31 protein-coding genes and 1 pseudogene are annotated in these 23,754 nt (G+C 39.8%); 28 read left to right on the top strand and 4 right to left on the bottom strand.

Features of this window, described 5'->3' with window-relative positions:
• From EII37_RS10255 to adhE, 21 genes are all read left to right on the top strand, one after another.
• Positions 1-215 (top strand): hypothetical protein (locus tag EII37_RS10255; RefSeq protein WP_124788502.1); only part of this gene is annotated, 215 nt, incomplete at its 5' end.
• Positions 216-224: 9 nt separating this feature from the next.
• Positions 225-503, top strand: coding sequence for a hypothetical protein (locus EII37_RS10260; protein WP_061864952.1), 279 nt, complete (start codon positions 225-227; stop codon positions 501-503).
• A 15-nt stretch (positions 504-518) separates the two neighbouring features.
• Positions 519-749 (top strand): phage holin, encoded by a 231-nt coding sequence (locus tag EII37_RS10265; RefSeq protein WP_124788503.1) that lies wholly within the window; start codon positions 519-521, stop codon positions 747-749.
• Between the two features lie 3 nt (positions 750-752).
• Positions 753-1,718 (top strand): N-acetylmuramoyl-L-alanine amidase family protein, encoded by a 966-nt coding sequence (locus tag EII37_RS10270; protein WP_124788504.1) that lies wholly within the window; start codon positions 753-755, stop codon positions 1,716-1,718.
• Positions 1,719-1,824: 106 nt separating this feature from the next.
• Positions 1,825-2,088 (top strand): competence type IV pilus major pilin ComGC, encoded by a 264-nt coding sequence (gene comGC / locus EII37_RS10275; RefSeq protein ID WP_124788505.1) that lies wholly within the window; start codon positions 1,825-1,827, stop codon positions 2,086-2,088.
• Positions 2,051-2,485: a competence type IV pilus minor pilin ComGD gene (comGD, locus tag EII37_RS10280; RefSeq protein ID WP_185696004.1), complete on the top strand. Its 435-nt coding sequence runs from the start codon at positions 2,051-2,053 to the stop codon at positions 2,483-2,485. The genes comGC and comGD overlap by 38 nt, the downstream gene beginning before the upstream one ends.
• Positions 2,448-2,750 (top strand): competence type IV pilus minor pilin ComGE, encoded by a 303-nt coding sequence (gene comGE / locus EII37_RS10285; RefSeq protein ID WP_260424865.1) that lies wholly within the window; start codon positions 2,448-2,450, stop codon positions 2,748-2,750. The genes comGD and comGE overlap by 38 nt, the downstream gene beginning before the upstream one ends.
• Positions 2,713-3,174, top strand: a complete 462-nt coding sequence (comGF, locus tag EII37_RS10290) for a competence type IV pilus minor pilin ComGF (RefSeq protein WP_124788508.1) — start codon at positions 2,713-2,715, stop codon at positions 3,172-3,174. The genes comGE and comGF overlap by 38 nt, the downstream gene beginning before the upstream one ends.
• The gene (gene comGG, locus EII37_RS10295; RefSeq protein WP_124788509.1) at positions 3,152-3,565 is read left to right on the top strand and encodes a competence type IV pilus minor pilin ComGG; all 414 of its coding nucleotides are present in this window, start codon (positions 3,152-3,154) and stop codon (positions 3,563-3,565) included. Before comGF ends, comGG begins: the two co-directional genes overlap by 23 nt.
• 32 nt (positions 3,566-3,597) lie before the next feature.
• Positions 3,598-4,185: a class I SAM-dependent methyltransferase gene (locus EII37_RS10300; RefSeq protein WP_185696005.1), complete on the top strand. Its 588-nt coding sequence runs from the start codon at positions 3,598-3,600 to the stop codon at positions 4,183-4,185.
• 60 nt (positions 4,186-4,245) lie between these two features.
• Positions 4,246-5,199: a class I SAM-dependent methyltransferase gene (locus EII37_RS10305; RefSeq protein ID WP_124788510.1), complete on the top strand. Its 954-nt coding sequence runs from the start codon at positions 4,246-4,248 to the stop codon at positions 5,197-5,199.
• Positions 5,200-5,249: 50 nt separating this feature from the next.
• Entirely contained in the window at positions 5,250-6,443 is a 1,194-nt protein-coding gene (locus tag EII37_RS10310) for an acetate kinase (RefSeq protein WP_124788511.1), read from the top strand.
• A gap of 145 nt (positions 6,444-6,588) precedes the next feature.
• On the top strand, positions 6,589-6,960 hold the full coding sequence (rnpA, locus tag EII37_RS10315) for a ribonuclease P protein component (protein WP_124788512.1): 372 nt from the start codon (positions 6,589-6,591) through the stop codon (positions 6,958-6,960).
• Positions 6,935-7,759 (top strand): membrane protein insertase YidC, encoded by an 825-nt coding sequence (locus EII37_RS10320; protein ID WP_221620938.1) that lies wholly within the window; start codon positions 6,935-6,937, stop codon positions 7,757-7,759. Before rnpA ends, EII37_RS10320 begins: the two co-directional genes overlap by 26 nt.
• A 17-nt stretch (positions 7,760-7,776) precedes the next feature.
• On the top strand, positions 7,777-8,763 hold the full coding sequence (gene jag / locus EII37_RS10325) for an RNA-binding cell elongation regulator Jag/EloR (protein ID WP_124788514.1): 987 nt from the start codon (positions 7,777-7,779) through the stop codon (positions 8,761-8,763).
• A gap of 55 nt (positions 8,764-8,818) precedes the next feature.
• Positions 8,819-9,442 carry a ribonuclease P gene (locus EII37_RS10330; RefSeq protein WP_124788515.1) on the top strand — a complete coding sequence of 208 codons (624 nt, stop codon included), beginning with the start codon at positions 8,819-8,821 and terminating at the stop codon, positions 9,440-9,442.
• 116 nt (positions 9,443-9,558) lie between these two features.
• A complete protein-coding gene (tkt, locus tag EII37_RS10335) occupies positions 9,559-11,535 on the top strand; it encodes a transketolase (protein WP_124788516.1) in 1,977 nt (658 codons plus the stop codon).
• Positions 11,536-11,651: 116 nt separating this feature from the next.
• Positions 11,652-11,951, top strand: a complete 300-nt coding sequence (gene yajC / locus EII37_RS10340) for a preprotein translocase subunit YajC (protein ID WP_001069289.1) — start codon at positions 11,652-11,654, stop codon at positions 11,949-11,951.
• A 46-nt stretch (positions 11,952-11,997) separates the two neighbouring features.
• The gene (locus EII37_RS10345) at positions 11,998-12,441 is read left to right on the top strand and encodes a low molecular weight protein-tyrosine-phosphatase (protein WP_124788517.1); all 444 of its coding nucleotides are present in this window, start codon (positions 11,998-12,000) and stop codon (positions 12,439-12,441) included.
• On the top strand, positions 12,428-12,838 hold the full coding sequence (locus EII37_RS10350) for an MORN repeat-containing protein (RefSeq protein WP_124788518.1): 411 nt from the start codon (positions 12,428-12,430) through the stop codon (positions 12,836-12,838). Before EII37_RS10345 ends, EII37_RS10350 begins: the two co-directional genes overlap by 14 nt.
• Positions 12,839-13,109: 271 nt before the next feature.
• The gene (gene adhE, locus EII37_RS10355) at positions 13,110-15,761 is read left to right on the top strand and encodes a bifunctional acetaldehyde-CoA/alcohol dehydrogenase (RefSeq protein WP_124788519.1); all 2,652 of its coding nucleotides are present in this window, start codon (positions 13,110-13,112) and stop codon (positions 15,759-15,761) included.
• A gap of 77 nt (positions 15,762-15,838) precedes the next feature.
• Here adhE and EII37_RS11185 read toward each other — a convergent pair whose 3' ends face one another.
• From EII37_RS11185 to EII37_RS10370, 3 genes are all read right to left on the bottom strand, one after another.
• Complete coding sequence (locus tag EII37_RS11185; protein WP_258010506.1) at positions 15,839-16,141, bottom strand: hypothetical protein; 303 nt, start codon at positions 16,139-16,141, stop codon at positions 15,839-15,841.
• 20 nt (positions 16,142-16,161) lie between these two features.
• Entirely contained in the window at positions 16,162-16,476 is a 315-nt protein-coding gene (locus EII37_RS10365; RefSeq protein WP_002880183.1) for a hypothetical protein, read from the bottom strand.
• A 173-nt stretch (positions 16,477-16,649) separates the two neighbouring features.
• Positions 16,650-17,210: a TetR/AcrR family transcriptional regulator gene (locus EII37_RS10370; protein ID WP_000111607.1), complete on the bottom strand. Its 561-nt coding sequence runs from the start codon at positions 17,208-17,210 to the stop codon at positions 16,650-16,652.
• 254 nt (positions 17,211-17,464) lie between these two features.
• On the opposite strand from EII37_RS10370, the gene EII37_RS10375 reads away from it, so the two are divergent.
• Both EII37_RS10375 and gap read left to right on the top strand, forming a co-directional pair.
• On the top strand, positions 17,465-18,088 hold the full coding sequence (locus EII37_RS10375; RefSeq protein ID WP_061600463.1) for a cysteine hydrolase: 624 nt from the start codon (positions 17,465-17,467) through the stop codon (positions 18,086-18,088).
• Positions 18,089-18,310: 222 nt separating this feature from the next.
• Complete coding sequence (gene gap / locus EII37_RS10380) at positions 18,311-19,318, top strand: type I glyceraldehyde-3-phosphate dehydrogenase (RefSeq protein WP_000260686.1); 1,008 nt, start codon at positions 18,311-18,313, stop codon at positions 19,316-19,318.
• A 68-nt stretch (positions 19,319-19,386) separates the two neighbouring features.
• Here the strand turns inward: gap and EII37_RS10385 are convergent, their stop codons facing one another.
• Positions 19,387-20,262, bottom strand: coding sequence for an RluA family pseudouridine synthase (locus tag EII37_RS10385; protein WP_124788520.1), 876 nt, complete (start codon positions 20,260-20,262; stop codon positions 19,387-19,389).
• A gap of 86 nt (positions 20,263-20,348) precedes the next feature.
• Between EII37_RS10385 and pbp2a the strand changes: the two genes are divergently transcribed.
• The 5 genes and pseudogenes from pbp2a to EII37_RS10410 all read left to right on the top strand — a co-directional run.
• On the top strand, positions 20,349-22,544 hold the full coding sequence (gene pbp2a / locus EII37_RS10390) for a penicillin-binding protein PBP2A (RefSeq protein ID WP_124788521.1): 2,196 nt from the start codon (positions 20,349-20,351) through the stop codon (positions 22,542-22,544).
• 52 nt (positions 22,545-22,596) lie between these two features.
• Positions 22,597-22,749, top strand: coding sequence for a 50S ribosomal protein L33 (rpmG, locus tag EII37_RS10395; RefSeq protein ID WP_033674018.1), 153 nt, complete (start codon positions 22,597-22,599; stop codon positions 22,747-22,749).
• A gap of 9 nt (positions 22,750-22,758) precedes the next feature.
• On the top strand, positions 22,759-22,935 hold the full coding sequence (secE, locus tag EII37_RS10400) for a preprotein translocase subunit SecE (RefSeq protein ID WP_001210991.1): 177 nt from the start codon (positions 22,759-22,761) through the stop codon (positions 22,933-22,935).
• A gap of 53 nt (positions 22,936-22,988) precedes the next feature.
• Positions 22,989-23,525 carry a transcription termination/antitermination protein NusG gene (nusG, locus tag EII37_RS10405; RefSeq protein ID WP_020901172.1) on the top strand — a complete coding sequence of 179 codons (537 nt, stop codon included), beginning with the start codon at positions 22,989-22,991 and terminating at the stop codon, positions 23,523-23,525.
• Positions 23,526-23,644: 119 nt separating this feature from the next.
• Positions 23,645-23,754, top strand: a pseudogene (locus EII37_RS10410) (sigma-70 family RNA polymerase sigma factor); the annotation flags it as partial.

The following is a 23,754-nucleotide window of genomic DNA, read 5'->3' on the forward strand; positions in this document are numbered from 1 at the left end:
CACAAGATGGCGACCAACAAAAATTGGTCAAAACTACTGTAGTCAACACAGACAATGAAGCTGTTTCAACAACATCTGAAACGCTGCATGATCCGGATTTATACGCTAAAAATCGTATCAGTATGCGTAAGCATGAGCAAGAGTTACGAGAAATGCGCTATAAGATTGAAGATGCCATTTTGGCAGAGATGGAAACAGATGAACATAAAGAGTAGGAGGTGTGCATGCCAGAATACGAGCGTTTAATTGTGCAGATTTTTCTCACTCTAATTCCTGTTATCGGTCTTTACTTTTCTATGAAAGATAAAGCTACCAAGCAAGAAAATCGTCTTACGATTTTAGAGAAAGACATCGAAAATCTGCATGAATTCAAGAAATCGGCCAACAAACGGCTTGATAACCACGACGAACAGAACAAAGCTATCTTAGTTTTAGCTGAGCAGGTCAAATCGCTTGGCGAGGATGTGAGAGAGCTTAAAAACTTGATTCAAAACAAACAATAAAAAAGGAGAATAAACATGATTAATTGGAAATTGCGTTTGCAAAATAAAGTGACACTAGTAGCTCTTTTAGGAGCAGTGTTTTTGATGGCGCAACAATTCGGCCTTGAGATTCCGAAAAATATGCAAGACGGTGTAAACACATTTGTCTATATTCTTGTGCTGCTTGGCGTTGTTAATGACCCGACAACAGCAGGGATTTCTGATAGCAACCGTGCTCTTGATTATCATGAGCCAAGTGAGGACTAAGAAATGGATATTGATACAAGTAGACTAAGAACTGACTTACCGCAAGTTGGAGAACAACCCTATCGTCAGATTCACGCCCATTCAACGGGTAATCCAAATTCAACTGCCCAAAATGAAGCAGACTACCACATGCGACGACCTGTTGATTCAGGATTTTTCTCGCATGTGGTCGGTAACGGTCGCGTGATGCAGACATGGTACACCGATATGGGAGCCTATGACGTAGGTGGTGGCTGGAACGTTGAAGGATACGGACAAGTTGAACTTATTGAAAGTCACGAAACCAAAGAAGAGTTTATGCGCGATTACAAACTCTATGTTGAACTACTGCGCAACCTTGCTGATGAGGCAGGAATCCCTAAAACTCTTGACTCTGATAGCCTTGCAGGCATCAAGACACATCAGTATTGTACATACAACCAACCTCGAAACTACTCTGACCATGTGGATCCATACCCTTACTTGGCAAAATGGGGTATCAGTCGTGAGCAGTTCAAGAAAGACATCGAAGGTGGTCTATCTGAAGCTGGCTGGAAACGTAATGAAACCGGCTGGTGGTGGGAGGAGTCAGATGGCTCTTATCCGACAAAACGCTGGAAGAAAATCAATAATGAGTGGTTCTACTTTGATGAACGTGGATACTGCCTAATCAACCGTTGGTTCAACGATGGTAAAGACTGGTTCTATCTTGATAAGCGTGGGGCAATGGTCACAGGATGGATGTTCCTAAACCATCGATGGTATTTCTTCAAATCAGACGGTCGCATGGCCACTGGTTGGGTGAAATACCGTGAAACCTGGTATTTTATGGAAGAGAAAGATGGCTACATGCTATCTAAGCAATTCATTAAATCTGGTGATGGCTGGTACTATTTGAAAGCCAACGGTGAACTTCACACAGATCCAGCTTTCAAAACCGAACCAGATGGGCTTATCACTATAATTGACAAACCAAAAGAAGAAAAATAAAAAAAAAGAAAGAATTTCAAAATAGATTACACTAAACCGCAAGCTATTCTATTGCCTGCGGTTTTATTGTATTCTTTATATAAGAGTTTTAGATACGCTACTTGAGATGTTGGTGGTCTTGCTCATCATCAGCGTACTTCTCTTGCTCTTTGTACCTAATCTGACCAAGCAAAAAGAAGCAGTCAACGACAAAGGAAAAGCTGCTGTTGTTAAGGTGGTGGAAAGTCAGGCAGAACTTTATAGCTTAGATAAAAATGAAGATGCTAGCCTAAGCAAGTTACAAGCAGATGGGCGAATCACAAAAGAACAGGCTAAAGCCTATAAAGAATACCATGCTAAACAAGGTACCAGTCCAAGTGTTTCAGATTAAGGCCTTTACCATGCTGGAAAGTCTTTTGGTTTTGGGTCTTGTGAGTATCCTTGCCTTGGGATTGTCTGGTTCTGTTCAGTCCACTTTTGTGGCGGTAGAGGAGCAGATTTTCTTTATGGAGTTTGAAGAACTCTATCGGGAAACCCAAAAACGCAGTGTAGCCAGTCAGCAAAAGACTAGTCTAAACTTAGATGGGCAGATGATTAGCAATGGCAGTCAAAAATTGACAGTCCCTAAAGGAATTCAGGCACCATCGGGACAAAGTATCATATTTGACCGAGCTGGGGGCAATTCGTCCCTGGCTAAGGTTGAATTTCAGACTAGCAAAGGAGCGATTCGCTATCAATTATATCTAGGAAATGGAAAAATTAAACGCATTAAGGAAACAAAAAATTAGGGCAGTGATTTTACTGGAAGCAGTGGTTGCTCTAGCTATCTTTGCCAGCATTGCGACCCTTCTTTTGGGACAAATTCAGAAAAATAGGCAAGAAGAAGCAAAAATCTTGCAAAAGGAAGAAGTCTTGAGGGTAGCTAGGATGGCACTGCAGACAGGTCAAAATCAGGTAAACGTAAACGGAATTGAGATTCAGGTATTTTCTAGTGAAAAGGGATTGGAGGTCTACCATGGTTCAGAACAGTTGTTGGCGATCAAAGAGCCATAAGGTCAAGGCTTTCACTTTGTTGGAATCCCTGATTGCCCTCATTGTCATCAGTGGGAGTTTACTTCTCTTTCAAGCCATGAGTCAGCTCCTCATTTCAGAAGTTCGTTATCAGCAGCAAAGCGAGCAAAAGGAGTGGCTCTTGTTTGTGGACCAGCTGGAGGCAGAATTAGAGCGTTCGCAATTCGAAAAAGTGGAGGGCAATCGCCTCTATATGAAGCAGGATGGCAAGGAAATTGCGATAGGTAAGTCAAAATCGGATGATTTTCGAAAAACTGATGCCAGTGGACGAGGTTATCAGCCTATGGTTTATGGCCTCAAATCTGCGCAGATTACAGAGGACAATCAATTGGTTCGTTTTCGTTTTCAATTCCAAAAGGGCTTAGAAAGGGAGTTCATCTATCGTGTGGAAAAAGAAAAAAGTTAAGGCAGGTGTTCTCCTCTATGCAGTCACCGTGGCTGCTATCTTTAGTCTTTTGTTACAATTTTACTTGAACCGACAAGTCGCCCACTATCAAGACTATGCTTTAAATAAAGAAAAGTTGGTTGCTTTTGCTATGGCCAAGCGAACCAAGGATAAGATTGAGCAAGAAAGTGGGGAACAGACTTTTAATCTGGGTCAGGTGAGTTATCAAAATAAGAAAATAAGCTTGGTGACAAGGGTTCGTACACAAAAGAGTCAATATGAGTTCCTATTTCCCTCAGTCAAAATCAAAGAAGAGAAAAGAGATAAAAAGGAAGAGGTAGCGACCGATTCAAGTGAAAAAGTGGAGAAGAAAAAATCAGAAAAGAAGCTTGAAAAGAAAGAGAATTCCTAGCTAATCAAGCTACTTTGTGTTAAACTAAAAGCATGAAACATGATTTTAACCACAAAGCAGAAACTTTTGATTCACCTAAAAATATCTTCCTTGCAAACTTGGTTTGTCAAGCAGTCGAGAAACAGATTGATCTTCTATCAGACAAAGAAATTTTGGATTTCGGTGGAGGGACGGGGCTGTTAACCTTGCCCCTAGCCAAGCAGGCCAAGTCTGTAACATTGGTGGATATTTCGGAGAAAATGCTGGAGCAAGCTCGTTTGAAAGCGGAGCAGCAAGACATCAAGAATATCCACTTTTTGGAGCAAGATTTACTGGAAAAACCCTTGGAGAAAGAGTTTGATCTCATTGTTGTTTGTCGTGTTCTTCATCATATGCCTGATTTGGATGCGGCTCTCTCACTGTTTCATCAACATTTGAGGGAAGGTGGACAACTCCTCATTGCTGATTTTACAAAGATAGAGGCTAATCATCATGGATTTGAATTGGTTGAACTGGAAAAACAGCTAATTGAGCATTGTTTTTCATCTGTACATAGTCAGATTCTCTATAGTGCTGAAGACCTGTTTCAAGGAAATTACTCAGAACTCTTTTTAACAGTAGCCCAAAAATCACTCGCCTAGTCAGGGAGTGATTTTTCTATAAGGATGGAAAAAAGAAGGGAAATTTGATAAGATAGGAATATGGATTTTGAAAAAATTGAACAAGCTTATACCTATTTACTAGAGAATGTCCAAGTCATCCAAAATGATTTGGCGACTAACTTTTATGACGCCTTGGTGGAGCAAAACAGCATCTATCTGGATGGTGAGACTGAGTTAGAGCAGGTCAAGGAGAACAATCAGGCCCTTAAACGCTTAGCGCTTCGCAAAGAAGAATGGCTCAAGACCTACCAGTTTCTCTTGATGAAGGCCGGGCAGACAGAGCCCCTACAGGCCAATCACCAGTTTACGCCAGATGCTATTGCTTTACTTTTGGTGTTTATTGTGGAGGAGTTGTTTAAAGAGGGGGAAATCACTATCCTCGAAATAGGTTCTGGGATGGGAATTCTAGGCACTACTTTCTTGACCTCGCTTGATAAAAAGGTGGATTATTTGGGAATGGAAGTGGATGATTTGCTGATTGATTTGGCGGCTAGTATGGCAGATGTAATTGGTTTGCAGGCTGGCTTTGTCCAAGGAGATGCAGTTCGTCCACAAATGCTTAAAGAAAGCGATGTGGTTATCAGCGACTTGCCTGTCGGCTATTATCCTGATGATGCCGTTGCGTCGCGCCATCAAGTTGCTTCTAGCCAAGAACATACTTACGCCCATCACTTGCTCATGGAACAAGGACTTAAGTACCTCAAGTCAGATGGATATGCTATTTTTCTCGCTCCGAGTGATTTGTTGACCAGCCCTCAAAGTGACTTGTTGAAAGGCTGGTTGAAAGAAGAGGCAAGTCTGGTTGCTATGATTAGTTTACCTGAAAATCTCTTTGCTAATGCTAAACAATCTAAGACTATTTTTATCCTACAGAAGAAAAATGAAATATCAGTGGAGCCTTTTATTTATCCACTTGCTAGTTTACAAGATGCAAGTGTTTTAATGAAATTTAAAGAAAATTTTCAAAAATGGACTCAAGGTACTGAAATATAAAATAGATTTTGTTATAATAGATGAAAACGCTTAAAAAGGGGTATCATGTTATGACAAAAACAATTTCAATCAATGCAGGAAGTTCAAGTTTGAAATGGCAATTATACTTAATGCCAGAAGAAAAAGTATTGGCGAAAGGCTTGATTGAACGTATCGGTTTGAAAGATTCAATTTCAACTGTAAAATTTGATGGTCGTTCTGAACAACAAATTTTGGATATTGAAAATCACACACAAGCTGTTAAAATCTTATTGGATGACTTGATTCGTTTCGACATTATCAAGGCTTATGATGAGATTACAGGTGTTGGTCACCGTGTTGTAGCGGGTGGAGAACACTTTAAAGAATCGACAGTTGTTGAGGGAGATGTTTTAGAAAAAGTTGAAGAGTTAAGTTTGTTGGCTCCTCTCCACAACCCAGCCAATGCCGCAGGTGTTCGAGCTTTTAAAGAATTACTTCCAGATATTACTAGCGTGGTTGTTTTTGATACTTCATTCCACACAACTATGCCAGAGAAGGCTTATCGCTATCCTCTACCAACTAAATATTATACAGAAAATAAGGTTCGTAAATACGGTGCACACGGGACAAGCCATCAGTTTGTAGCAGGAGAAGCAGCAAAACTCTTGGGACGACCTTTGGAAGACTTGAAGTTGATTACATGCCATATCGGAAACGGGGGATCAATTACAGCTATTAACGATGGTAAGTCAGTTGATACTTCTATGGGATTCACACCGCTTGCTGGAGTGATGATGGGTACTCGTACTGGAGATATTGACCCTGCTATCATCCCTTACTTAATGCAATATACAGAGGATTTCAATACGCCAGAGGATATCAGTCGCGTTCTCAATCGTGAGTCAGGGCTGTTGGGTGTATCTGCTAAATCAAGTGATATGAGAGATATCGAAGCAGCTGTAGAAGCTGGGGATCATGATGCAACTTTGGCGTATGAAATGTATGTTGACCGTATCCAAAAATACATTGGTCAATATCTAGCAGTCTTAAACGGAGCTGATGCTATTATCTTTACGGCGGGTGTTGGAGAGAATGCGGCTCATTTCCGTGAGAAAGTTATTTCAGGTATTACTTGGTTTGGTTGTGATGTTGATCCTGAAAAGAATGTTTTTGGAACAACAGGAGACATCTCAACAGAAGAAGCAAAAATCCGTGTTTTAGTTATCCCAACAGATGAAGAATTGGTCATTGCCCGTGACGTTGAACGATTGAAAAATAAGTAAAACTAGAAAAAATATTTAGTACAAGGAGTTGGGAAAGAGATTTTTCCAGCTTCTTTTTCTGATGGAAATGTCCAAAACCTTGCTATGATTGGCTTTTTTGAAAAATATGGTATAATAGTAGTAATTTAATAGATGGAGTTGAGTTTTGAAGAAAAACTTTCGTGTAAAAAGAGAGAAAGATTTTAAGGCGATTTTCAAGGAGGGAACAAGTTTTGCTAACCGCAAATTTGTTGTCTACCAATTGGAAAACCAGAAAAAACATTTTCGAGTAGGTTTATCAGTTAGCAAAAAACTGGGGAATGCCGTCACTAGAAATCAAATCAAGCGACGAATTAGACATATTATCCAGAATGTAAAAGGGAGTCTGGAAGAAAACGTCGATTTTGTTGTCATTGCTCGAAAAGGGGTTGAAACCTTGGGATACGCAGAGATGGAGAAAAATCTACTCCACGTATTAAAATTATCAAAGATTTACCAGGAAGGAAATGGGAGTGAAAAAGAAATTACAGTTGACTAGTTTGCTAGGACTGTCTCTATTGATCATGACAGCCTGTGCAACAAATGGGACAACTAGCGATATTACAGCCGAATCGGCTGATTTTTGGAGTAAATTTGTTTACTTCTTTGCGGAAATCATTCGCTTTTTATCGTTTGATATCAGTATCGGAGTGGGGATTATTCTCTTTACGGTCTTGATTCGTACACTGCTTTTGCCAGTCTTCCAAGTGCAAATGGTGGCTTCTAGAAAAATGCAGGAAGCTCAGCCACGCATTAAGGCGCTTAGAGAACAATATCCAGGTCGAGATATGGAAAGCAGAACCAAGCTAGAGCAAGAAATGCGTAAAGTCTTTAAAGAAATGGGTGTCAGACAGTCAGATTCGCTTTGGCCTATTCTGATTCAGATGCCAGTTATTTTGGCCTTATTCCAAGCTCTATCAAGAGTTGACTTTTTAAAGACAGGTCATTTCTTATGGATTAACCTTGGTGGTGTGGATACAACCCTTGTTCTTCCGATTTTAGCGGCAGTATTTACCTTTTTAAGTACTTGGTTATCCAATAAAGCCTTGTCTGAGCGAAATGGCGCTACGACTGCGATGATGTATGGGATTCCAGTCTTGATTTTTATCTTTGCAGTTTATGCGCCAGGTGGAGTCGCCCTATACTGGACAGTGTCCAATGCTTATCAAGTCCTGCAAACCTATTTCTTGAATAATCCATTCAAGATTATCGCAGAGCGAGAGGCGGTAGCTCAGGCACAGAAAGATTTGGAAAATAGAAAAAGAAAAGCCAAGAAAAAGGCTCAGAAAACGAAATAATAAGGAGGAATCTAGTAATGGTAGTATTTACAGGTTCAACTGTTGAAGAAGCAATCCAGAAAGGATTGGAAGAATTAAATATTCCAAGGATGAAGGCTCACATCAAAGTCATTTCTCGTGAAAAAAATGGATTTCTTGGTTTATTTGGTAAAAAACCAGCCCAGGTTGATATTGAAGCTATTAGTGAAACAACTGTCATTAAAGCAAATCAACAAGCTGTAAAGGGTGTTCCTAAAGAAGTCAATGAAAAAAATGAACCAGTTAAAACAGTCAGTCAAGCGACCGTTGATTTGGGGCATGTTGTAGAAGCAATTAAAAAGATTGAAGAAGAAGGCCAAGGAGTTTCTGATGAAGTCAAGGCTGAAATATTGAAAAATGAAAAACATGCTAGCACTATTTTGGAAGAAACTGGTCATATTTCAATTCTAAATGAATTGCAACTAGAAGAGAGCACAGATGAAACTGTTTCTGCTTCTGAGTCAGTTTTCGACACAGAAGAACCTTCTAGTCAATTTATCGAAGATTTAGACTTAAAGGTGGAACCAAGCTTTGATATTGAGCAAGTAGCTACGGAAGTAACGACTTATGTCCAAACAATCATTGATGACATGGACGTTGAAGCGACGATTTCAAATGATTATAACCGTCGTAGCATCAATTTGCAAATTGATACAAATGAGCCAGGGCGTATTATCGGTTATCATGGTAAAGTATTGAAAGCCTTGCAGCTATTGGCTCAAAATTATCTTTATAACCGCTATTCAAGAACCTTCTACATTACTATTAATGTCAATGATTATGTTGAACACCGTGCAGAAGTCTTGCAGACCTATGCGCAAAAATTGGCGACTCGTGTTTTAGAAGAAGGTCGCAGCCGACAAACAGATCCAATGTCAAATAGCGAACGCAAGATTATCCATCGCATTATTTCACGCATGGATGGCGTGACGAGTTACTCTGAGGGTGACGAGCCAAATCGCTATGTTGTCGTAGATGCAGAATAAGCAAAGCAAAATCAGGTTCATCCTGATTTTTTGCTAGCTAAAGGAGATTAAACGGATGTTAAATGAAATAAGAAATTATCTAGAATTTGCTGGTTTGCAGTACCGTAATCCTGATAAAGCAGGAGAAGAGCGAGAAAAAATGCTGGCATTCCGCCACAAAGGTCAAGAGGCACGAAAGGCTTTTACAGAACTGGCCAAAGTCTTTCAAGCAAGCCATTCAGAATGGCAACTCCAACAGACTAGCCAGTGGATGAACCAAGCACAGCGTTTGCGACCACATTTTTGGGTTTATCTACAGAGAGACGGACAAGTGACAGAACCTATGATGGCCTTACGTTTGTACGGAAGTTCTTCTGATTTTGGAGTCTCACTAGAAGTTAGTTTTATCGAGCGCAAGAAAGATGAGCAAACTCTAGGCAAGCAGGCTAAAGTTTTAGAAATTCCAACTGTTGAAGATGTTTATTATCTAGTCTATTCTGATGGTCAAAGTCAACGGTGGGAGGCGAACGAAGAAAACCGTTGTACTTTACGCGAGAAGTTGAGAAGTCAGGAAGTTCGCAAAGTTTTAGTTAAGGCAGATGTTTCTTTTATAGAAAATCAATCATTAGAAGTGATTTTAGGAAAATTAGAAGAAGCTTATGAACGCTTACTTCCCTACTATCAGGCGACCAGAGAATAGAAAATAGGAGACTTATCTAGCGTCGAATTGTTTAATTGCTATTCTATGTATTTTTTCATATAATAGTAAAATAGAATGTGTGATTTAGTAATCACCTCAAATAGAAAGGAAATTCTATGTCAAATCTATCTGTTAATGCAATTCGCTTCCTAGGTATTGACGCCATTAATAAAGCCAACTCAGGTCACCCAGGTGTGGTTATGGGAGCGGCTCCGATGGCTTACAGCCTCTTTACAAAACAACTTCGTATCAATCCAGCTCAACCAAACTGGATTAACCGTGACCGTTTTATTCTTTCAGCTGGTCATGGTTCAATGCTTCTTTATGCCCTTCTTCATCTTTCTGGTTTTGAAGATGTCAGCATGGATGAGATCAAGAGCTTCCGTCAATGGGGTTCAAAAACACCTGGTCACCCAGAATTTGGCCATACAGCAGGGATTGATGCTACGACAGGTCCTCTAGGTCAAGGGATTTCAACTGCCACTGGTTTTGCCCAAGCAGAACGTTTCTTGGCAGCCAAATATAACCGAGAAGGCTACAATATCTTTGACCACTATACTTATGTTATCTGTGGAGACGGAGATTTGATGGAAGGTGTCTCAAGCGAGGCGGCTTCATATGCAGGCTTGCAAAAACTAGACAAGTTAGTTGTTCTTTATGATTCAAATGACATCAACTTGGATGGAGAGACAAAGGATTCCTTTACAGAAAGTGTTCGTGACCGTTACAATGCCTACGGTTGGCATACTGCCTTGGTAGAAGATGGAACAGACTTGGAAGCCATCTATGCTGCTATCGAAACGGCTAAAGCTTCAGGTAAGCCATCTTTGATTGAAGTGAAGACTGTTATTGGATACGGTTCTCCAAACAAACAAGGAACTAATGCTGTACACGGTGCTCCTCTCGGCGCAGATGAAACTGCAGCAACTCGTCAAGCCCTTGGTTGGGACTACGAACCATTTGAAATCCCAGAACAAGTATATGCTGATTTCAAAGAACATGTTGCAGACCGTGGTGCATTAGCTTATCAAGCTTGGACAAAATTGGTTGCTGATTATAAAGAATCGCATCCAGAATTGGCTGCAGAAGTAGAAGCCATCATCGACGGACGTGATCCAGTTGAAGTGACTCCAGCGGACTTCCCAGCTTTAGAAAATGGCTTCTCTCAAGCAACTCGTAATTCAAGCCAAGATGCCTTGAATGTTGTGGCAGCTAAGTTGCCAACCTTCTTAGGTGGATCAGCTGACCTTGCTCACTCAAACATGACTTATATCAAGACTGACGGACTTCAAGATGATGCTAATCGCTTGAACCGTAACATTCAGTTTGGTGTTCGTGAATTTGCCATGGGAACGATCTTGAACGGGATGGCCCTTCACGGTGGACTTCGTGTATACGGTGGAACTTTCTTTGTCTTCTCTGACTATGTGAAGGCAGCTGTTCGCTTGTCAGCCTTACAAGGACTTCCTGTGACTTATGTCTTTACCCACGATTCAATCGCGGTTGGGGAAGACGGTCCAACGCACGAACCAGTTGAGCATTTAGCAGGTCTTCGTGCCATGCCAAATCTAAATGTTTTCCGTCCAGCAGATGCGCGTGAAACGCAAGCAGCTTGGTACCTTGCAGTGACAAGCGAAAAAACACCAACTGCCCTTGTCTTGACACGTCAAAACTTGACTGTTGAAGAAGGAACAGACTTTGATAAAGTTGCAAAAGGTGCCTATGTTGTCTATGAAACTGCAGCAGACTTTGATACAATCTTGATTGCGACAGGTTCAGAGGTCAATCTTGCTGTATCAGCTGCCAAAGAATTGGCTAGTCAAGGCGCAAAAGTCCGTGTAGTCAGCATGCCATCTACAGATGTCTTTGATAAACAAGATGCAGCATATAAGGAAGAAATCCTACCAAATGCAGTCCGCCGTCGTGTCGCAGTCGAAATGGGTGCAACTCAAAATTGGTACAAATATGTTGGTCTAGATGGTGCTGTTCTTGGTATTGATACCTTTGGAGCTTCTGCTCCAGCACCAAAAGTATTGGCAGAATATGGCTTTACTGTTGAAAATCTTGTAAAAGTCGTTCAAAACTTGAAATAATCCTAAAAATCAGGGCGCAAGCTCTGGTTTTTCTTACTAGAAAAGCAAGGTACAACCTTGTAAAAGTAGCTGAAATTTGATATAGTAGTCCTATGTAAAATACAAAGGAGAAAACAATGAATCCAAATTATACATTTTTAATCATGCTTGTGGCGATGTTAGGCTTGATGTTCTTTATGCAACGCTCTCAAAAGAAACAAGCACAAAAACGTATGGAAAGTTTAAACAAACTACAAAAAGGCTATGAAGTGATTACAATCGGTGGACTTTACGGAACAGTCGATGAAGTAGATACTGAGAAGAGAACGATTGTTCTTGATGTAGATGGAGTTTACTTGACTTTTGAACTAGCTGCTATTAAGACAGTATTACCGCTGAAAGAAACAGCTTCACTCGAAGGTGCAATTGAAAAATAAGACGGGATTACTAACTCCCGTTTTTCTATAAAAGAAAGGAAATGGGATGAAAAAACTAGTCTTTGTCTGTCTGGGAAATATTTGTCGTAGTCCTATGGCTGAGTTTGTTATGAAATCAATGACAGATAATTATGAAATCCAAAGTCGAGCGACTTCTTCTTGGGAACATGGCAATCCGATTCATAAGGGAACTCAAGGGATTTTTCAACAGTATGAGATTCCTTATGAAAAAGGCAAAACATCGCTTCAGATTAGTAAGGAAGATTTTGAATCCTTTGATTATATTATCGGAATGGACGCATCAAATGTTTCTGACCTACGTCAGATGTGTCCAGCAGGTTTGCAACATAAGATTTACTCATTTGCATCTGAAAGTGTTCCAGATCCTTGGTATACAGGAGATTTTGAGGAAACCTATCGACGTGTTCAAGAGGGTTGCAAAACTTGGATAGAACGTTTAGAAAAGGAGAGTGAAGGTGGAAAATCTTAAGAATTTTTACGAAAAGTATCGTGTCTATCTGACTCGTCCACTTTTAGAGACTCTAGCAGTAGTTGCCATTGTTTTTTGTGCTGTACTCGTCTTTTTTCTAAATATTCCCGGAAAAGGTGTTCTAAAGCTTGATAATGGAACAATTGTTTACGAGGGCAGTCTTGTCCGTGGTAAAATGAATGGCCAAGGAACCATTACCTTCCAAAATGGAGACCAATATACAGGTGGTTTCATCAATGGTTCCTTCAATGGAAAAGGAACTTTTCAATCTAAAGAAGGCTGGACTTACGAAGGTGATTTTGTAAATGGTCAGGCTGAAGGAAAAGGGAAACTAACAACAGAACAAGAAGTCGTTTATGAAGGGACCTTCAAACAAGGTATCTTTCAACAAAAATAAGACCTCCTGACATGGAGGTTTTTTTACAATAAACAAGAAAGCGTTTTCCATATGTTTGTTAGGTTTGTGAAATAAAAATTTTTTTGTTGTTATTTCACAATCATCTAGTTAAAAGCTGATACTATAACGTATTTGAGAGTAATTTCACAATATCGCAAAAATTCTTTGTGAAATGTTTATGAAACTGTTTACAAAACATAAAAAAAGAGTTATAATAAACTTGTGAAAAAATTAACAAAGGATAAAATCCTTAAAGGCTATGGAGGAAAATATGGCTGATAAAAAAACTGTAACACCTGAGCAAAAACAACTCGCTGCTGAAAAGCATGTAGACGGACTAGTACAAAAAGCTTTGGTTGCGCTTGATGAAATGCGCAAGTTGAACCAAGAACAAGTTGACTACATCGTAGCGAAAGCTTCAGTTGCAGCTCTTGATGCGCACGGTATCCTAGCACAACATGCAATTGAAGAAACTGGTCGTGGTGTATTTGAAGACAAGGCGACAAAAAACCTTTTTGCCTGTGAACACGTTGTGAATAACATGCGTGGAGTTAAAACTGTCGGAGTTATCGAAGATGATCCTGTTACAGGATTGACTAAAATTGCAGAACCTGTCGGTGTTGTGTGTGGTGTCACTCCAACAACAAACCCAACATCAACAGCAATTTTCAAATCATTGATTGCTTTAAAAACACGTAATCCAATTGTGTTTGCCTTCCACCCATCAGCTCAAGAATCTTCTGCTCACGCAGCTCAAATTGTTCGTGACGCAGCTGTCGCAGCTGGAGCTCCTGAAAACTGTGTTCAATGGATTACAGAGCCATCTATGGAAGCAACTGGAGCGCTTATGAACCACGAAGGTATTGCGACTATCCTTGCAACTGGTGGTAACGCCATGGTTAAAGCTGCTTACTCATGTGGGAAACCAGCTCTTGGGGTAGGTGCCGGAAACGTTCCTGCTTATGTAGAAAAATCAGCTGACCTTCGTCAAGCTGCCCATGACATTGTGATGTCTAAATCATTTGATAATGGTATGGTCTGTGCATCAGAACAAGCGGTTATCATTGATAAAGAAGTGTATGACGAATTTGTAGCAGAATTCAAATCATACCACACCTACTTTGTAAACAAAAAAGAAAAAGCACTTCTTGAAGAATTCTGTTTCGGTGTTAAAGCAAACAGCAAAAACTGTGCTGGTGCTAAACTAAATGCAAACATTGTTGGTAAACCAGCTACATGGATTGCAGAACAAGCAGGATTCGGCGTTCCAGAAGGAACAAACATCTTGGCTGCAGAATGTGAGGAAGTAGGACCAAAAGAACCATTGACTCGTGAAAAATTGTCACCAGTTATTGCTGTCCTAAAAGCTGAAGACACAGAAGACGGTCTTACAAAGGCTCGTCAAATGGTTGAGTTTAACGGACTTGGTCACTCAGCAGCTATCCACACAAAAGACGAAGAGCTTGCTAAACGCTTTGGTACAGAAATCAAAGCTATGCGTATTATATGGAACTCTCCATCTACTTTCGGTGGTATCGGTGACGTTTACAATGCCTTCATCCCATCATTGACACTTGGATGTGGTTCATACGGACGTAACTCTGTTGGTGATAACGTGAGCGCTATTAACCTCCTAAACATCAAGAAAGTAGGGAAACGTAGAAATAATATGCAATGGTTTAAAGTTCCTTCAAAAATTTACTTCGAACGCAATTCTATCCAATACCTTCAAACATGTGAAGATATTGAACGCGTTCTGATTGTTACAGACAAATCTATCGAAAAACTCGGTTTCGTTCAACGTGTTATCGATCAATTGAACGCACGTAGCAACCGTGTAACTATCCAAGTCTTCTCAGATGTTGAACCAGATCCAGACATCACAACTGTAGAACGTGGTGCTGAAGTGATGAAAGCATTTGAACCAGACACAATCATTGCTCTTGGTGGTGGTTCTCCAATGGACGCGGCGAAAGTAATGTGGCTCTTCTACGAACAACCAGAAATCGACTTCCGTGACTTGGTTCAAAAATTCATGGATATCCGTAAACGCGCCTTCCGCTTCCCATCACTTGGTAAGAAAGCGAAGTACATCGGTATCCCAACAACTTCAGGTACTGGTTCAGAAGTAACACCATTTGCCGTTATCTCTGATAAGAAAAACAACCGAAAATACCCATTGGCTGACTACTCATTGACACCGACTATTGCCATTGTTGACCCTGCTTTGGTTGAATCAGTTCCAGACTTTATCGCTGCTGATACAGGTATGGATGTCTTGACTCACGCGACTGAAGCCTATACTTCAAACTTCGCTAACGACTATACAGATGGTATTGCGCTTCAAACAATCAAACTGGTCTTTGAATGGTTGGAAAAATCTGTTAAGACAGCTGACCCAGAAGCTCGTGAGAAAATGCACAACGCGTCTACAATGGCTGGTATGGCCTTCGCCAATGCCTTCCTTGGTATGAGCCACTCAATGGCCCACAAGATTGGTGGTGTTCACCACACTGTTCACGGACGTACAAATGCTATCTTGCTTCCATATGTTATCCGTTACAACGGAACTCGTCCATCTAAGACAACTACATGGCCTAAGTACAACTATTGGAAAGCTGATGAGAAATTCCAAGACATCGCGAAAATGCTTGGCTTGCCTCACTCAACTCCAGAAGAAGCAGTTGAAGCATACGCTAAAGCTGTTTACGAGCTTGGTGTTGCAGTAGGTATCAAGATGAACTTCAAGGATCAAGGAATTGATGAAAAAGCTTGGAAAGACAGCTTGCATGAAATTGCTTTGCTTGCTTATGAAGACCAATGTTCTCCTGCAAATCCACGCTTGCCAATGGTAGCTGACATGGAAGAAATCATGGCAGATGCTTACTATGGTTATGCAGAACGTCCAGGACGTCGTAAATAATCGTTTATCAGCCTAGAGGCAGGAATTTCCTGTCTCTTTTTTGTGAAACTGGAGTATTGAGAATAGTTTTAAGTTTTCTATTTTCGTTTTTTATCAAATACTTTATCATCAAATTGTTCAGCTAGTATAGTTGCTGAGTGATAAAGTTCCTTTGCTTTATTTTTATCATTTTCAAAATAAAGATAGCACTTAGCTTCAAATACTGAAATTCCAGGTTTATAGACTTGCAACATTGTTACTGATAAAATTTCATTCATCTTTTTTACTAGAGATATCATATGCTTATAGTCATTATGAACAACATAAACACCCGCTATGGCACAAAGAACTGATAGTAGCTCTACATTATACATTTCATCACTAACTAATTGCTGTTTCAACAACTTAATCCGAAAATCATCTAATGCTCTCTTCTATAAATCAAGTCTTGACATTGCATAGCAAAATAATCAATTAATAGTAAATCATTGAATGTGTAAACTTGCTTTAGTGTTACTTGCTTAAAATAATCATCAAAAATATCTTCAGCGAAACTACCTGTCCCTGTTCTTATCAAGTCTAATATTCTTTCAATCAAGTCTAGACTCAGCAACTCTTCCTCAGGAAGAGCTAGTTCTTTATTTTCAAGAAAAGTATCTATCGGAACTTCTAATCGCTTAGATAAATATTGTAACTTAGTAATTGTTGGCAAGGATTGCCCAAGCTCAGTACGCATCAGCTGTTTGATTATTAAGTCAGCTTCTGTCCACAGACCTCTTCTCTCATCAATTTGTGACGTTCACGTTCCTGTCTTACTCTATGACCAATTTCAGTTTTAATATCTGTTGTCATTCTTACCTCTTAACCACAATCCATAAATTAACATACTTTTAATTCTTCGGCTAAAAATTAACAATAATTCTTTTTCAAATCCGTCATATTATTTTCTAAAACTTGGATGTCTTGGCTGACTTTGAGAATGACAATGCTGCCTTGAATACTGGAGATGACTTGACGGGCCTGCAACTGCGCCCGCTCTTCTGACCAGTCAGCATGCAGGTCTTGCAAGAGGCTGGCTAACTTCTCTGTCCATTGGGTCATAAAATCATTGAGAGGACAGCGGAAGTTCTCATCTTCTGTGGACAATTCCACAATCAGATTACCAATTGGGCAACCATAAAAGACCGTCTGACTTTCATGAAATTGACAAACCCAGTCAATCATATCCGAAAACTTGTCACTGTCAGACTTGTCTGCTTCAAAAATATCTTCAAAAAGCTCTTTTCGCCAATTTGCTAAAATATCTTGAATGACCGTCAAACCAATTTCCTTCTTAGATTTGAAATAATAATAAAGCTGTCCCTTGCCAACATCAGCTGCCTCCATGATGTCACTGATGGAGGTGGCCACATAACCCTTCTGATAAATCAATTCCTCAGCACTTTGTAAAATACGCTCTTTAACGCTCATCTACTCACCTCTCTTTTTTCCTATTATAGCAGATTCAGAGTCTGAGACCAAACAATTGAAACCACCTCCTTTTGCCACTGTTTTATCATTAAAATTTTTTGTTCTGAGCAAATTAATTTACAAATTCAATTTTAGATGTTATTATAATTGTACCGAATGGTCAGTATATAACTAAAACTACCATTTGGAAAATCATCAAACTAACAGTCTAAATTCCTATTGGCTGTTAATCAAATCATATTAGGAGGAACCTCATGTTCAATAAGAAAAATGTCGCATTTGTTATCACAGACCCACAAGTTGAATTCCTAAAACATCCTGGTAAAGGATTCGGAGCAACTAAAGACGTTCTTGAAAAAGTTAATACTATTGAAAATCTGACAAAGCTTTTCGCTTTTGCTAAAGAGCGTGGCTACAAGCGTTTTATCTCACCGCACTACTTCTATCCACACGATCACAAGTGGCAATTTAAAGCTGCTGGTGAAACGATGATGATTGAAAACGAAATGTTTTGGCGTGATAACCAGTATTCGGCAATTCCAGAAGGCTCTGGAGCAGATATGATTGAAGAGATTAAACCATTTTTGGATGAAGATACTATTGTTGTCAACGGACATAAAATCTTTGGCCCAGAAAGCAACGACCTTAACCTTCAACTCCGCAAAAATGGTATCGACACCGTCATCTTGGCTGGTATGAATGCTAATCTCTGCGTGGATTCACACATGCGTGAACTCATAGAATTAGGTTACAATGTCATTGTTGTTAACGATGCTGTCGGTGCTCCAGGTGAAGAAGCCTACCAAGCTGCCCTGACAAACTATGGCTACATTGCCAACCAAGTTTTGACAACTGAGGAAGTTATCGCTCAACTTTAGAAAAAGGAAAGTTGTAAATGACTATGTAGACAAAGAAAGACAGCGGTATAGGCTTTCAAAGGAGAAAGGGAAATAAGCGAGATATAGACAAAAAACAATGCCCGTACTTGCAATTAAACTTAAATAGTTATATAATAGGTTTGTTGAAAGGTGATTTGTAGTGATTCAAGTTACTCTTTTCACAATAAAAATTTCATGATTTTCATAAGGAGGAAATCACTAATGGTAGTTAAAGTTGGTATTAACGGTTTCGGACGTATCGGTCGTCTTGCTTTCCGTCGTATCCAAAACGTAGAAGGTGTTGAAGTTACACGCATCAACGACCTTACAGATCCAGTTATGCTTGCACACTTGTTGAAATACGACACAACTCAAGGTCGTTTCGACGGTACTGTTGAAGTTAAAGAAGGTGGATTCGAAGTTAACGGTAAATTCGTTAAAGTTTCTGCTGAACGTGATCCAGAACAAATCGACTGGGCTACTGACGGTGTAGAAATCGTTCTTGAAGCTACTGGTTTCTTTGCTAAGAAAGAAGCAGCTGAAAAACACCTTAAAGGTGGAGCTAAAAAAGTTGTTATCACTGCTCCTGGTGGAAACGACGTTAAAACAGTTGTATTCAACACTAACCACGACGTTCTTGACGGTACTGAAACAGTTATCTCAGGTGCTTCATGTACTACAAACTGCTTGGCTCCAATGGCTAAAGCTCTTCAAGACAACTTTGGTGTTGTAGAAGGATTGATGACTACTATCCACGCTTACACTGGTGACCAAATGATTCTTGACGGACCACACCGTGGTGGTGACCTTCGCCGTGCTCGTGCTGGTGCTGTAAACATCGTTCCTAACTCAACTGGTGCTGCAAAAGCTATCGGTCTTGTAATCCCAGAATTGAATGGTAAATTGGACGGAGCTGCTCAACGTGTTCCTGTTCCAGCAGGTTCTGTAACTGAGTTGGTAGCAGTTCTTGAAAAGAACGTTACTGTTGACGAAGTGAACGCAGCTATGAAAGCAGCTTCAAACGAATCATACGGATACACTGAAGATCCAATCGTATCTTCAGATATCCTAGGTATGTCTTACGGTTCATTGTTTGACGCAACTCAAACTAAAGTTCTTGACGTTGACGGTAAACAATTGGTTAAAGTTGTATCATGGTACGACAACGAAATGTCATACACTGCACAACTTGTTCGTACTCTTGAATACTTCGCAAAAATCGCTAAATAATTCATGAGTCGATAAAAAGCAAGGCCTCTTGGTCTTGCTTTTCTTATATGGAAAAATGGATGACGCAATCATCCATTCTTTTTTAATTCTTTTTCGAAAGTATCTGAGAGGATAGTGAAGCTTAATTTCTCTAATGTAAGCGGATGGGTAAAGGACAGTCGAAAGGCGTGGAGCATAAGCCGACTTGTTTTTGATTTACTATTATAGAGAGGGTCGCCTAAAATAGGGAAATTATGATGCGAAAGGTGCACACGAATCTGATGGGTTCGCCCTGTCTTTAGATTGCAACGAACCAAGGAAGTTTTGTTTGGAAATTGCTTTAATCTGCTTACATGCGTTTCAGCATATTGTCCATTTTTTGTATCAACTATTCGCTTTCTGCGATCATGGCGATTACGTCCGATTTTGTCCCTGAAAACAAGCTCTTTGCTGCTGATATTTCCATCAACTAGTGCCCAATATTCCCTAGAAATCTCTTTTTTCTCCAGTAAGCGATTGAGAATGGGCAGGATAAAAGGGTTTTTGGCAAAGAGAACCAAGCCACTGGTTTCCATGTCCAGACGATGAACGACATAGCAGGTTTGGCCAACATAGGCACTGACATGGTTAAGAAGGGCGATTTCGTTTGGCTGATTACCATGCGTTTTCATCCCCTCTGGCTTGTTCACAATAACTAAGTGTTGATCTTGATAAACTTCCTGAACGAGGTTTGGGTTGCCCCAAGGAATTTCTTTTTCGGGATAATCTTCCTCGTCAAAAGTTAACTGGCAAACATCTCCAGGTTTTACCATCTCGTTCCAATGAACTTCTCGCTGATTAATCAAAATGTGTTTCTTGATTCTCAAAAAATGACGGATTTTTCTAGGGATGAGGAGTTGTTCCTCAAGTAATTGCTTTACCGTCATTTGAGGTAGAGAGTCTGGTAATGTAAATGTGAATTGCATACAGATATTGTAACAAAAAAAGCCCTATTTGGATAGGAAATAGCTAAATTCTTGTCTTCCTATGATGAAGATGATAAAATAAACGCATGAAATTAGATAAATTATTTGAGAAATTTCTTTCTCTTTTTAAAAAAGAAACAAGTGAACTAGAGGATTCTGATACGACTAGCTTACGTCGCTCTCGTAGTGATCGAAAAAAATTAGCCCAAGTAGGTCCAATTCGAAAATTCTGGCGTCGCTATCATCTAACAAAGATTGTCCTTATACTAGGTTTGAGTGCAGGCTTGCTGGTTGGAACCTATTTGTTTGCTGTAGCCAAGTCAACCAATGTTAACGATTTGCAAAATGCCTTGAAAACTCGGACTATCATTTTTGACCGTGAAGAAAAGGAGGCTGGTGCCTTGTCTGGTCAAAAAGGAACTTATGTTGAATTGACTGATATCAGTAAAAATTTGCAGAATGCCGTTATTGCGACAGAAGACCGCTCTTTCTATAAAAATGACGGGATTAACTATGGTCGTTTCTTCTTGGCGATTGTCACTGCTGGTCGTTCAGGTGGTGGTTCTACTATTACCCAACAGCTGGCTAAAAACGCCTATTTGTCGCAGGATCAAACTGTTGAGAGAAAAGCGAAAGAATTTTTCCTTGCCTTAGAATTAACAAAAAAATATAGTAAGGATCAGATTTTAACCATGTACCTTAACAATGCCTATTTTGGAAATGGTGTGTGGGGTGTAGAAGATGCGAGTAAGAAATACTTTGGAGTTTCTGCGTCAGAAGTGAGTTTGGATCAAGCTGCGACTCTGGCAGGGATGCTCAAAGGGCCGGAACTGTATAATCCTTTGAATTCCGTACAAGATTCGACTAATCGTCGCGACACTGTCTTACAAAATATGCTTGCAGCGGGTTACATTGATAAAAACCAAGAAACTGAAGCTGCAGAAGTTGATATGACTTCGCAATTGCACGATAAGTATGAAGGAAAGATTTCAGATTACCGCTATCCTTCTTACTTTGATGCGGTTGTTAATGAGGCTGTTTCCAAGTATAGTCTAACAGAGGAAGAAATTGTCAATAATGGCTACCGCATTTACACAGAGCTGGACCAAAACTACCAAGCAAATATGCAGGTTGTCTATGAAAATACAGCGCTATTTCCGAGGGCGGAGGATGGAACATTTGCTCAATCAGGAAGTGTAGCTCTCGAACCGAAAACAGGTGGAGTTCGTGGAGTTGTCGGTCAAGTTGCTGGCAATGATAAAACTGGATTCCGGAATTTCAACTATGCAACTCAATCAAAACGTAGCCCTGGTTCTACAATCAAGCCTTTAGTTGTTTATACGCCAGCAGTTGAAGCAGGCTGGGCTTTGAATAAGCAGTTGGATAACCATACCATGCAGTACGACAGCTATAAAGTTGATAACTATGCAGGAATCAAAACGAGTCGAGAAGTTCCTATGTATCAAGCCTTGGCAGAATCGCTCAATCTACCTGCTGTTGCCACTGTTAATGATTTGGGCGTCGACAAGGCTTTTGAGGCAGGCGAAAAATTCGGGCTCAACATGGAAAAGGTCGACCGTGTTCTTGGTGTCGCCTTGGGAAGTGGTGTCGAAACCAATCCTCTGCAAATGGCTCAAGCATATGCTGCCTTTGCAAATGAAGGTTTAATGCCTGAAGCTCATTTTATTAGTAGAATTGAAAATGCTAGTGGACAAGTTATTGCAAGCCATAAAAATTCACAAAAACGGGTGATTGATAAGTCTGTAGCTGATAAGATGACCAGTATGATGTTGGGGACATTCACCAACGGTACCGGTATTAGTTCATCGCCTGCAGATTATGTAATGGCAGGAAAAACTGGTACAACTGAAGCGGTTTTCAATCCAGAATATACAAGTGATCAGTGGGTAATTGGTTATACACCGGATGTAGTGATTAGTCACTGGCTTGGTTTCCCGACGACTGATGAAAATCACTATCTAGCTGGCTCTACTTCAAACGGTGCAGCCCATGTCTTTAGAAACATTGCCAATACCATTTTACCTTATACGCCAGGAAGTACCTTTACGGTTGAAAATGCTTATAAGCAAAATGGAATTGCACCAGCCAATACAAGAAATCAAGTGCAGAGTAATGAAACGAATCAGACGGATGATACCCTTTCTGATATTAGAAGTCGTGCGCAAAATCTGGTAGATGAGGCCAGTCGTGCTATCTCGGATGCTAAAATTAAGGAAAAGGCTCAAACGATATGGGATTCGGTAGTCAATCTATTTCGTTAAGATGCTTGTCAAAGCCTAGCTTTCTTGTTATAATAGATAAGATGGAGGCGTTATGGCACTAAAAAAAGCAAGCCTAGCTTGTGCGGTTTGTGGTTCGAGAAACTATTCAATAAAGATCAGCGGAAACCCCAAGCCAACACGACTAGAAGTAAATAAATTTTGTAAACATTGTGGTAAGCACACTATACATAGAGAAACGAGATAGGAGAGAGCGATGCGTTTTATTGGAGATATTTTTAGACTTCTTAAAGACACAACATGGCCAACTCGCAAGGAAAGCTGGAGAGATTTTCGTTCTATCATGGAATACACAGCTTTCTTTGTAGTAATTATTTACATTTTTGACCAGTTGATTGTTTCAGGTTTGATTCGATTTATTAACATTTTTTAGAAGGCTAGTGGAGTTATTTACACTAGATATCTTCTATTATGAAAGGAAATATCATGGATAGTTTTGATAAAGGGTGGTTTGTTTTACAAACTTATTCTGGTTATGAAAATAAGGTAAAGGAAAATCTATTACAACGTGCACAAACCTACAATATGTTGGATAATATTCTACGCGTTGAAATTCCAACACAAACAGTGCAAGTTGAAAAAAATGGAAAGAGAAAAGAAATAGAAGAAAATCGCTTTCCAGGTTATGTTCTTGTAGAAATGGTCATGACAGATGAAGCTTGGTTTGTTGTTCGAAACACACCAAACGTTACAGGATTCGTTGGATCTCACGGAAATAGATCAAAACCAACTCCATTATTGGAACAAGAAATTCGTGACATTTTGGTATCTATGGGACAAACTGTTCAAGAATTTGATTTCGATGTTGAGGTTGGTCAAACTGTACGTATTATTGATGGTGCCTTTGCAGATTATACTGGTAAGATTACAGAAATTGATAACAATAAAGTGAAGATGATTATCTCTATGTTTGGTAATGACACAGTTGCAGAAGTAAACCTAAACCAAATTGCAGAATTATAACCCTGAGAGAGGCATGTCCTCTCTTTTTTGTGCAGTTGAGACGGTGTAGGGAACAGAATGGGGAAATGGTACAAAAGTGTTTCTGAATGTGTTAAACTGTATCTAGAAAGGGGAACATAATGCTTAAAGAATTATATGAAGAAGTCCAGGGAATTGTATATAAGTGTAGAAATGAATATTACCTTCATTTATGGGAGTTATCTGATTGGGAGCAAGAGGGTATGATTTG

The organism is Streptococcus sp. OH4692_COT-348 (assembly GCF_003859975.1).
In the GTDB taxonomy this organism is placed as follows: Bacteria; Bacillota; Bacilli; order Lactobacillales; family Streptococcaceae; genus Streptococcus.